Source organism: Streptomyces sp. NPDC026092 (assembly GCF_040638605.1).
Taxonomy (GTDB): Bacteria; Actinomycetota; Actinomycetes; order Streptomycetales; family Streptomycetaceae; genus Streptomyces.
This window is the reverse complement of sequence record NZ_JBEZYN010000022.1, coordinates 116,490-126,110: the sequence shown is the minus strand read 5'-3', so window position 1 is coordinate 126,110 and position 9,621 is coordinate 116,490. Positions and strand designations below refer to the sequence as shown.

General features: G+C 69.4%; 7 protein-coding genes. 2 read left to right on the top strand and 5 right to left on the bottom strand.

Annotated features, from left to right (window positions below; genetic code table 11):
• Positions 1–479: 479 nt before the first annotated feature.
• A complete protein-coding gene (locus AB0F56_RS29825; RefSeq protein ID WP_362015041.1) occupies positions 480–1,487 on the bottom strand; it encodes a stage II sporulation protein M in 1,008 nt (335 codons plus the stop codon).
• A 124-nt stretch (positions 1,488–1,611) separates the two neighbouring features.
• On the opposite strand from AB0F56_RS29825, the gene AB0F56_RS29820 reads away from it, so the two are divergent.
• A complete protein-coding gene (locus AB0F56_RS29820; protein ID WP_362015038.1) occupies positions 1,612–2,517 on the top strand; it encodes an RDD family protein in 906 nt (301 codons plus the stop codon).
• Here the strand turns inward: AB0F56_RS29820 and AB0F56_RS29815 are convergent.
• Together AB0F56_RS29815 and ahcY are read right to left on the bottom strand one after the other, a co-directional pair.
• Positions 2,514–3,140, bottom strand: a complete 627-nt coding sequence (locus tag AB0F56_RS29815) for a hypothetical protein (RefSeq protein WP_362015035.1) — start codon at positions 3,138–3,140, stop codon at positions 2,514–2,516. The two genes, AB0F56_RS29820 and AB0F56_RS29815, sit on opposite strands and share 4 nt — an antisense overlap.
• A 160-nt stretch (positions 3,141–3,300) precedes the next feature.
• Complete coding sequence (ahcY, locus tag AB0F56_RS29810) at positions 3,301–4,758, bottom strand: adenosylhomocysteinase (protein ID WP_362015032.1); 1,458 nt, start codon at positions 4,756–4,758, stop codon at positions 3,301–3,303.
• A gap of 390 nt (positions 4,759–5,148) precedes the next feature.
• Between ahcY and AB0F56_RS29805 the strand changes: the two genes are divergently transcribed.
• Positions 5,149–7,173, top strand: a complete 2,025-nt coding sequence (locus AB0F56_RS29805; RefSeq protein ID WP_362015029.1) for a fructose-specific PTS transporter subunit EIIC — start codon at positions 5,149–5,151, stop codon at positions 7,171–7,173.
• A gap of 171 nt (positions 7,174–7,344) precedes the next feature.
• On the opposite strand, the gene AB0F56_RS29800 is transcribed toward AB0F56_RS29805, so the two are convergent.
• Positions 7,345–8,310 (bottom strand): cation diffusion facilitator family transporter, encoded by a 966-nt coding sequence (locus tag AB0F56_RS29800; RefSeq protein WP_362015027.1) that lies wholly within the window; start codon positions 8,308–8,310, stop codon positions 7,345–7,347.
• 66 nt (positions 8,311–8,376) lie between these two features.
• Positions 8,377–9,528, bottom strand: a complete 1,152-nt coding sequence (gene manA, locus AB0F56_RS29795) for a mannose-6-phosphate isomerase, class I (protein WP_362015025.1) — start codon at positions 9,526–9,528, stop codon at positions 8,377–8,379.
• Between the last annotated feature and the right edge of the window lie 93 nt (positions 9,529–9,621).

The following is a 9,621-nucleotide window of genomic DNA, read 5'->3' as shown; positions in this document are numbered from 1 at the left end:
AGGAACCTCGACCATCCGAAGATGGACGGGGTATCAACTAATCTGGCGTTGATTTTTGGCACGCTGTTGAGTTCTCAAGGAACGGACGCTTCCTTCGTACTCACCCTCTCGGGCTTTCCTCCGGGCTTTTCCCTTCGGTCTTTCGTGTTTCCAGCTTAGCAGATCCAATTTCTTGTTTCTGCCACCCGCTGGAGCGGGCTGCCGGACTGTTCTTCGCTTTCGCGTTTCCCTTTCCGGCGATTCCGACTTTATCAGATTCATTCCGGCCGACCTAATCGGTGGCTTTCGTGATTCGAATAAGGAATCGGGGTGGCTCCGTGGAAATCGAATCCCGACCGGAGCGAGAGAGATACTAGCTCGCCGCCACCGAACTTGTCCAGTTCGAGGCAACCGTTTAAATCTACCTCCCCACGCGAACCGTGTCAACAGTTTTTTGTGGGCGAAGAGGAGACTAGCAGGTCAGCGGGGGCGAACGCACATCAGGCGGCGGTCGGCAGCTCGGCGCTGCGGTCGGCGTCGGCGAGGTCGCCGGTCTCGCCCGCGCGGGCCGCACGACCGCCCAGGACGTAGACGTAGGCGAGAAATGCCAGCTCTGCCGCGACGCCGATGGTGATGCGGGCCCAGGTGGGGAGGCCCGACGGGGTCACGAAGCCTTCGATGAGGCCGGAGATGAAGAGGACGACGGCGAGGCCGATGGCCATGCCGACGGCCGCGCGGCCCTGGGTGGCCAGCGCCGCCCTGCGGGTCGTCGGGCCGGGGTCGATGACCGTCCAGCCGAGCTTGAGACCGGTGCCGGCGGCGACGAATACGGCGGTCAGTTCGAGGAGCCCGTGCGGGAGGAGCAGGCCCAGCATGATGTCGAGGCGGCCGGCCGCGGACATCAGGCCGATGGCCACGCCGACGTTCAACATGTTGAAGAAGAGGACCCAGAGCACCGGGATGCCCAGGAACGCTCCAAGGACCAGGCACATGGCGGCGGCCTGGGCGTTGTTCGTCCAGACCTGGGCCGCGAAGGAGCCGGCCGGGTTGCTCGAGTAGTACGTCTCGTACTGGCCGCCCGGGCGGGTCATCTCACGGAGCTCCGCCGGGGCGCCTATGGCGGACTGCACCTCGGGGTGCGTGCCGATCCACCAGCCGATGATCGCCGCGAGGAGGAGGGAGAGGACGGCCGTCGGGATCCACCAGTGGCGTGAGCGGTAGACGGCGGCCGGGAAGCCCGCCGTCAGGAAGGTGGCCGCGTCGCGCCAGGAGGAGCGGCGGGTGCCGGTGACCGTGGCTCGGGCTCGGGCGACGAGCTGGGTGAGCCGGGCCGTGAGCATCGGGTCCGGGGTGCTGGACTGGATCAGGGAGAGGTGGGTGGCCGTCCGCTGGTACAGGGCCACGAGTTCGTCGGCCTCGGCTCCGGTGAGCTTGCCGCCGCGGCGCAGGAGGTGGTCGAGGCGGTCCCACTCGGCGCGGTGGGCGGTGACGAAGACGTCAAGGTCCATGATCGGCTGCTGCTCCAGGCACTGGGTGGTGCGTACGGGTCCGTACTACTGCGGCGCGCTGCGGGTCAGCTTGGCAGACTGTCGTATCTGAGGGTCGGGCGGAGTGAGCGAAGGGGTGGGTGCCGTGAGCGGGGTGGTGACGGGGGACGCCGTCGTTTTGGGGCTGCAGCCGGCACGGCTGCCCAGCCGGGCTCTGGCGCTCTTCCTTGATCTGGTGGTCGTCTGGGCGGGCTATCTGCTCGTCACGGTCGGACTCACGCTGGCCACGGCTTCTCTCGACGAGGCCGCGCAGATGGCGGTGAACATCGCCTGCTTCCTCCTCGTGCTGGTGGGAGCGCCCATCGCGGTGGAGACGCTGTCGCACGGGCGATCGCTGGGGAAGCTGGCCTGCGGGCTGCGCGTGGTGCGGGACGACGGGGGGCCGATCCGGTTCCGGCACGCGCTGGTGCGGGGTGCGATGGCGGTGGTGGAGGTCCTGATGACGTTCGGGGTCGTCGCCTGTATCGCCTCGCTGGTGTCCGCCCGGGGGCGGCGGCTCGGTGACGTCTTCGCCGGGACCCTCGTCGTACGGGAGCGGGTGCCTGCGGCGCGCAGCGCGTTCGTACCGCCTCCCCCGCCGTGGCTCGTGGGGCGCTTCACCGGGCTGGATCTCTCCAGCGTGCCGGACGGGCTCTGGCTGGAGATACGGCAGTACCTGACGCGGATGCGGCAGCTGGATCCCGCGGTGGGGCAGCGGATCGCCGAGCGGCTGGCGGACGAACTGGTCGCGCGGACGGGGACCCCGCCGCCCGCCGGTGTGCCCGCGGCCGCGTATCTGGCCGGTGTCGTCGGCGAGCGGCAGGCGCGCGACGCCCGGCGGGCCTTCTCTTCTGCTCGGATGGGGGCAGGGATGGCTGGTGTGGGAGGTGTTTCCTCCGGCGGGGGTGTTCCGCCTGCTCAGACTCCCGCTCCGGCTCCGGCTGCCGCTCCTGCTCCGGCGTCGCCTGGCGCTGAGGCGCCGCGTTCCACCGGGTTCGCGCCGCCCGCCTAGGTCGCGGTGTCGGGGAAGACCGACGGCGGGGTGTCAAGGGACTCCAGCTCGATGCCGGGGGCGGACAGGACCACGTCTCCGGTGATGTGAACCGTGTGCTGTTCCCCCGTGTCCAGGGCGTTGACCTGGTACTCGTCCACGATCAGACGGCCGTTGTCAGTGGCGTGCGCTTCACTGTTCATCAGGGCCCAGGACTGGTCGATCGTGAGGGGGGCGAGCACGGGATCCGTGAAGGCGACGAGCCGGATGCGGGTCGCGGGGGAAGCGGGGGTGAGGCGCAGCAGTCGAGTGATCGCGACGAGGAACGCGGGGGACGTGCCGGTGAAGGCGTGGGCGCGCACATTGCCTTCGGTGGCGTGGGTTCCGGTGGGGTCCGTACGGACCCAGGTGACGCCGTCGAGGGCGGCGCCGCGGACCTGCCAGCTCGCGGCGTGGAGTTCGAGTCGGATGGGGCGGCCGAGTTCGTCGATGGCCAGGTCGACGGAGCCGGCGTGGTCGCCGGAGGGGGTGGTGGTCTGAGAGACGTAGCGCCAGCCGGACGGGCCGGGCGCGCAGTTGAAGTGTTCTTCGCCGAGGGGGGTGTGATCGTGCGGGTCATGGAGCGAATAACGGCCGCGGGGCATGGATCCGAATCCTCGGGGAGCTTCGTGGGGCGGTAGGGCCCGGGTGCGGGCCGGTCGGACGAGGCAGGCCCCCGGCACGGGGGTGCGGGGGCCTGCCTGATTCCTCTACGGGTGCGGGTGACGGGCGTGCGTCAGTGCACGGCGCACGCCCGTGCCGGCATCAGTAGCGGTAGTGGTCCGGCTTGTACGGGCCCTCGACCTGGACGCCGATGTAGGCGGCCTGCTCGGGGCGGAGGGTCGTGAGCCTCACGCCGAGCGAGGCGAGGTGGAGGCGCGCGACCTTCTCGTCCAGGTGCTTCGGGAGGACGTAGACGTCGGTCGGGTACTGCTCCGGCTTCGTGAAGAGCTCGATCTGGGCCAGGGTCTGGTCCGCGAACGAGTTCGACATCACGAAGGACGGGTGGCCGGTCGCGTTGCCCAGGTTCAGCAGGCGGCCCTCGGAGAGGACGATGACGACCTTGCCGTCGGGGTAGGTCCAGGTGTGGACCTGCGGCTTGACCTCGTCCTTGACGATGCCGGGGGTGGCGGCCAGGCCGGCCATGTCGATCTCGTTGTCGAAGTGGCCGATGTTTCCGACGATGGCCTGGTGCTTCATCTTGGCGATGTCGGACGCCATGATGATGTCCTTGTTGCCCGTGGTGGTGATGAAGATGTCGGCCGTCTCGACGACGTCGTCCAGGGTCGCGACCTGGTAGCCGTCCATCGCCGCCTGGAGCGCGCAGATCGGGTCGATCTCGGTGACGATGACGCGGGCGCCCTGGCCGCGGAGGGACTCGGCGCAGCCCTTGCCGACGTCGCCGTAGCCGCAGACGACGGCGGTCTTGCCGCCGATGAGGACGTCGGTGGCGCGGTTGATGCCGTCGATGAGGGAGTGGCGGCAGCCGTACTTGTTGTCGAACTTCGACTTCGTCACGGCGTCGTTCACGTTGATCGCCGGGAAGAGGAGCGAGCCGGCCTGGTGCATCTCGTACAGGCGGTGGACGCCGGTCGTGGTCTCCTCGGTGACACCGCGGATCTCGGACGCGAGCTGGGTCCACTTCTGCGGGTTCTCGCCGAGGGTGCGGTTGAGGAGGCGGAGGATGTAGCCGTACTCCTCGCTGTCCGCGGTCGACGGGTCCGGGGCGGAGCCGGCCTTCTCGAACTCGACGCCCTTGTGGACGAGGAGGGTGGCGTCACCACCGTCGTCGAGGATCATGTTCGGGCCGCCGGTGGGCGTGTTCGGCCAGGTCAGGGCCTGCTCCGTGCACCACCAGTACTCCTCGAGGGTCTCGCCCTTCCAGGCGAAGACCGGGACGCCGGCGGGGGCGTCGGGGGTGCCGTTCGGGCCGACGGCGATGGCCGCGGCGGCGTGGTCCTGGGTGGAGAAGATGTTGCAGGACGCCCAGCGGACCTCGGCGCCGAGGGCGACCAGGGTCTCGATCAGGACGGCGGTCTGCACGGTCATGTGCAGGGAGCCGGTGATCCGGGCGCCGGCGAGCGGCTGCTGCTCGGCGTACTCGCGGCGGATCGACATCAGGCCGGGCATCTCGTGCTCGGCGAGGGTGATCTCCTTACGGCCGAAGGTGGCCAGGGAGAGGTCGGCGACCTTGAAGTCCTGCTGGGTGGCGGCAGTCGTCATGACTGGGCTGCTCCTCATGGATCGGGTTCGATCGAGTTCGAGGGCTCGGTCGATTCGAGGGTCGGTCGGGGCATGCCTGACACCGCGAGATGAGGTGGCTCGGGCATACGAATGCCCGGGTACTCACGCGGTGCAGTCGTCGGAGGCCCTCTCTCCCTCGGCCGGTCCCCGAAAGGCCCGCCCGACCGCCATCAGCAGCGACGTCTGGCTGGTCACGAATCTACACCGATCGCCCCGACGATCCACAGCCCGCCCAGGACGGGATCAGGCCGGATCCGGCCTCGACATAGGGCCCTGTGGCCCGGTCATCCGGGGCCTTACGCACTTTTGACAGCGTTGCCATCTGAGGCACGATGCTGGGGAACCACCAGCGAGTACGAGGAGAAGCCCGTGACCAGTCCAGCGAGTGAGGGGCGGACGGTGAGGCTGCTCGCGGTCACGGCCTGTCCGACCGGTATCGCCCACACCTATATGGCGGCGGAGAAGCTGGCGCAGGCAGCGCAGGCGCTCGGCGTCGAGATCAAGGTGGAGACACAGGGATCCATCGGGGCTGAGAATGTACTGACTGACAACGATGTCACGGACGCGGACGGCATCATCATCGCGGCCGACAAGGACGTGGACCGCAGTCGGTTCGCCGGGAAGCGGGTGCTGACCGTCGGGGTGGCCGAGGGCATCCACCATCCGGAGCGGCTGATCGAGCAGGTGCGGAGTGCGCCTGTGCAGGGAGCGGGCGGAGGTGACGGAGCCGACGGGGCCGGTAAGCCCGAGGGCGGTGCCGGGGGTGGGAAGGAGCGGAGTGTCGCGTACAAGGCCCTGATGAACGGTGTCTCGTACATGATTCCGTTCGTCGTCGTCGGCGGGCTGCTGATCGCGATCTCGCTCGCGATCGGCGGGCACGCGACCCCCGACGGTCTGGTCATCCCGAAGGACTCCTTCTGGATGGACGTCAACAACATCGGTGTCATCGGCTTCAAGCTGATGGTGCCGATCCTGTCCGGCTACATCGCCTACGCGATCGGGGACCGGCCCGCGCTCGTGCCGGGCATGATCGGCGGCTGGATCGCCGCGGACGGTTCGCTCTACCACTCCGAGGCGGGCGCGGGCTTCATCGGGGCGATCGTGACCGGCTTCCTCGCCGGCTATCTGGTGCTGTGGATCAAGAAGGTCCGGGTGCCGAAGTTCGTCCAGCCCATCATGCCGATCATCGTGATCCCCATCGTGGCGACCACGGCCCTGGGGCTCTTCTTCATCTATGTGATCGGGCAGCCGATCTCCTGGGTCTTCGAGCATCTGACGAGCTGGCTCGGCGGGATGACCGGGACGAGCGCGATTCTGCTGGGCGCGATTCTCGGCCTGATGATCGCGTTCGACATGGGCGGGCCGGTCAACAAGACGGCGTTCCTCTTCGGCGCGGGGCTCATCGCCACGGGCAACATGAGCGTCATGGGCATGTGCGCCGCGGCGATCCCCGTGATGCCGCTCGGCCAGGGCCTGGCGACGCTGATGCGCCGCAAGCTGTACTCGGAGCAGGAGCGGGAGACCGGGATGGCCTCGCTCTTCATGGGCATGTTCGGTATCTCCGAGGGCGCGATCCCGTTCGCGGCGGCTCGGCCGGCGCAGGTGATCCCCGCGAACATGCTCGGTGGCGCGGTCGCCGGTGCGATCGCGGGCATGGCCGGGGTGACGGACGCGGTGCCGCACGGCGGGCCGATCGTGGCGGTGCTCGGCGCGGTGGGCGGTGTGCCGATGTTCTTCCTCGCCGTGGCGGTCGGCACGGTCGTCACCGCGCTCACCACGAACGCGCTGATCGACATTCGAGAGCGGCGGAACCGGGGTGGGGTGGGGGCGCTGGTGCCGGCTGTTGCCGGGGTGCCTGAGCGTGGGGTTGTGGCTCAGCCTGCGCCTGCGCTTGTCGGTGGGGGTGGGTCCGGTGTGGGTGACCTGGGAAGCCGCGAAGACGTGCTCTCCGGGTATCTGACCGGCGCCACCGTGAACGTACGGCTGGACGCCGGCGACAAGGACTCCGCCATCCGTGAGATGGCCGCGATGCTCGCCACCACCGGGAAGGTCGCGGACCTCGACGGGCTCGTGCGGGCCGCGTTCGCGCGGGAGGCCCAGGGAACGACCGGGCTCGGTGAGGAGATCGCCATCCCGCACGCCAAGACCGATGCCGTGACGGCGCCGATCGTCGGGTTCGCTCGGTCGGCCGAGGGGGTGGAGTGGGGCTCGCTCGACGGGACGAAGGCGCGGCTGATCTTCATGATCACGGTGCCGGAGGCGGCGGCGGGGGATGAGCACCTGCGGATTCTGGCGATGTTGTCGCGGAAGCTGATGGATCCGGGGTTCCGGGAGCGGTTGCTGGAGGCGGGCGACGCGGCGGCGGTGCTCGGGATCCTGGGCGAGGTTCAGTAGCCGCCGCAGCAACGACAAGGGCCCGGGGTCTTGTGACCTCGGGCCCTTGTGGTGCGGGGCTTGAAGCGGCGCCGCTCGTCGTGGTTGTGCCCACCCTCCCCCTGGGGCTTCGCCCTGGGGGGACCCCCACGCCCTGCGGAACGATCGCCCACAACGGTGGGCGTCAGGCTGTCAGTGGCTTGTGCCGCCCGGGGTCCTGGCCGGGTTCTCGCCTGCCGCGGCTGCCGCCTCGCTGTAGACGTCCGGTTCCAGGTAGATCACCCGGGCGATCGGGACCGCCGCGCGGATGCGTTCTTCGGCCGCGTTGATGGCGTTGGCGACCTGGGTGGCCGTCTCGTCGTGGCGTACGGCCACCTTGGCGGCGACCAGGAGCTCCTCCGGGCCGAGGTGGAGCGTGCGCATGTGGATGAGGCGGGTGACGGTCTCGCCGTCGACGACCGCCTCCTCGATCTTCTTCACCTGGTCGACGCCGGCGGACTCGCCGAGCAGCAGCGACTTGGTCTCCGCCGCGAGGACGATCGCGATGACGATGAGCAGGATGCCGATGCAGAGGGTGCCGATGCCGTCCCAGACGCCGTCACCCGTCAGGAGCGCGATGCCGACGCCGCCGAGGGCGAGGAAGAGGCCGACGAGCGCGCCGAGGTCCTCCAGGAGGACGACCGGGAGTTCGGGGGCCTTCGCGCGGCGGACGAACTCCGTCCAGGACTGACCGCCGCGGATCGCGTTCGACTCCTTGATGGCCGTGCGGAAGGAGAAGGTCTCGGCGATGATCGCGAAGACGAGCACGCCGATCGGCCAGTACCAGTCCTCGATCGGGTGCGGGTGCTTGATCTTCTCGTAGCCCTCGTAGATGGCGAACATGCCACCGACGGAGAAGAGCACGATCGAGACGAGGAAGGCGTAGATGTACCGCTCGCGGCCGTAGCCGAAGGGGTGCTGCGGAGTCGCCTCACGCTTGGCCTTCTTGCCGCCGAGCAGCAGCAGACCCTGGTTGCCGGAGTCGGCCAGCGAGTGGACGCTCTCGGCCAGCATCGAGGACGAACCGCTGAAGAGGAACGCCACGAACTTGGCTACCGCGATCGCGAGGTTCGCGGCGAGCGCCGCCACGATCGCCTTGGTTCCGCCTGACGCGCTCATGGGTGTACGTGTTCCCTTCGTCGGTACTCCGGCACTGTTGCCGCCATTCGGCCGGTCATTGTTGCATCAGGCGACGACGGTGGCGCGGAAGACCGTTCCCGTACCGGACAGTTCGGTCGATTCGCCCGCCGGTACGAAGACGGATTCGCCCGGGGCCAGGGTGACTTCGCCCGCTTTCGGGCGGCCCGCGACAGCCAGCAGGATCTGCGGGGTGGGGGCGGTGACGTCGGTGGGGGCGGCTCCCTCGGCCCGTACGAGGCGGGAGAGGCGGAACTCGTCGATGGGGGTGTCGTAGACCTCCTCGCCCGACGGGGACGCCTCGGGGCGCAGGACGCCCGGGTCGGTCGGCTCGAAGCGGACGATCTTGAGCAGCTCCGGGACGTCGACGTGCTTCGGGGTGAGGCCGCAGCGGAGCACGTTGTCGGAGTTGGCCATGATCTCGACGCCGAGGCCGTCGAGGTACGCGTGCGGGACGCCCGCGCCGAGGTAGAGGGCTTCGCCGGGCTGGAGTTGGACGAAGTTGAGCAGCATGGCGGCGATGACGCCGGGGTCGCTCGGGTAGTGGTGGGCGAGCGCGGCGTACGGGGCGTGGGCGCCGCCCAGGCGTTCGGCGGCGGCCGCGGCCTCGGTGACGGTGTGCGCCATCTCCGCCGGGTCGGCGCTCAGCAGGGCCGTCAGGACCTCGCGCAGCGCGGCCTCTTCGGGGTGGGCGTGCAGGAGGTCGACGTACGGCTTGAGGGAGTCGACGCCGAGCGCGGAGAGCGCGTCGGCGGCCTCGATCGGGTCGCGGAAACCGCACAGGCCGTTGAACGGCGTGAGGGCGCAGACCAGTTCGGGCTTGTGGTTGGCGTCCTTGTAGTTGCGGTGCGGCGCGTCGATCGGGACGCCGGCCGCCTCCTCTGCGGCGAATCCGGCCTTCGCCTGGGCGAGGTCGGGGTGGACCTGGAGGGAGAGCGGGGCTCCGGCGGCGAGCAGCTTGAGGAGGAAGGGCAGGCGCGGGCCGAACTTCTCGACGGCCGGTGCGCCCAGTTCGCGTACGGGATCTGCGTCGATGACCTCGTTGAGCGGTCCGCGCTCCGTGCGGGAGGGGGCGCCGGGGTGGGCGCCCATCCACATCTCGGCCTGGGGTTCGCCGGTGGGCGGGGTTCCCAGGAGTTCCGGGATGGCCGTGGTGGAGCCCCAGGCGTAGGGGCGGACGGTGTTGACGAGGCGGTCCATGGAGCCTTCCAGCTTTCCTCGGTGCGGTGATGCGGTGATGCGATCGTGCTGATGGAAGTGGGGTGGGGCGTCTGGGACGTGGCGGCGACGTGA